Here is a 1,166-nt window from a genome sequence, read left to right as displayed (position 1 = left end):
ATCGTTCTCATGGGGGACCTCGTGCTGCGTTCCCCTCCATGCCACGCTTGACGTTGCGTCGCCCCCGTTCGAACGACCAGATTGCTTCATTGGGATCCTAAGTGACCACTTCGGCAGCCGCCTGAGTGTGGTCGCGCACACGTGTCGCACTCCAGACACAACGAAAACCCTCCCCGGCATAGGCCGAGGAGGGCAACGAGAGGCCGCTAAGCCACCGAATGGTTCGGTGCACCTAGATAAGGGCGCGACGTCCGGCCGTGGGGGCCTTAGATAATGTAAAAATCCGCGAAGGGCTTGCTGGTGACCAAACTATCCCAGGCATTTGCATCTTCGAACCGGAAAGGCGGATCGCTCGTRACATCAATGCCGCCGTTCTTCCTGTYCTCTTGGGGAGGTGGTGGTGCCGTCACATTGAACACTTCACCCTCGGCTTCAGCCACGGTTACGACCGGATCGYCTGACGATCGCGAGCTGCTCGCCGTWTCCGGGRTATCGTTTTKCAGCGGCGGMTCGCTCGTGACATCAATGCCGCCGTTTTTTCTGTCGTCCATCATGCGCCCCAAAAACGGCCCCGGACTGCCCGGCGCCTATGTCAAGTCCAACAACGCCGACAGGCATCCCGCGCTGCGCACGATGCCTGTCCCATTTTGATCGTCGCAGGCATCTTAGATGATGAAGAAGTCCTTCTCCGTTATTGCGAGGCCCTTCTTGATCGTCGCGATTTGCACTGCAGCCTTCACGCCGGTGCCGTCCTCATCATAGTACAAGATGCCCTTCGCTTTATCGTAGATGATCCGGTCGCTGGCGTCGTTGGCAGCCGACCCGACGAAGAACATGTCTTTCGACATCTTCTGCGGCTTCGCAGGCGTACCTTTCTTGCCGAGCCCTTTGAACACGGCGTTGTCGAGCCAGATTGAATCGTCCTTCACGCTGAAGTCAGCGATCTTGTCGATGTTGGTTTTCTTGTTCGTCTTGGCATTGAACACATCAAAGACGAAGGTGTCCTTGCCGGCGTTACCCGTCAACGTGTCCTTACCTGCGCCGCCCCAGAGAATATCGTTTCCTGCACCGCCGGTGAGCGCGTCATTGCCCCCGCCGCCGTAGATCGTATCGTTGCCGAGGTTACCGGAAAGTCGGTCCGCAGCATCTCCGCCCTTGAACAGATC

The 1,166-nt window shown here is 58.1% G+C and carries 1 pseudogene; it reads right to left on the bottom strand.

The features are described from left to right. Window positions 1-665 precede the first annotated feature (665 nt). Window positions 666-1,166, bottom strand: a pseudogene (locus tag AC1DT3_RS22010) (hypothetical protein); the annotation flags it as partial.

The sequence above is a fragment of the Microvirga sp. P4_G7 genome, from assembly GCF_056401005.1.
The sequence above is the reverse complement of the archived record's forward strand: the minus strand, read 5'-3'. Positions and strand labels throughout refer to the sequence as shown.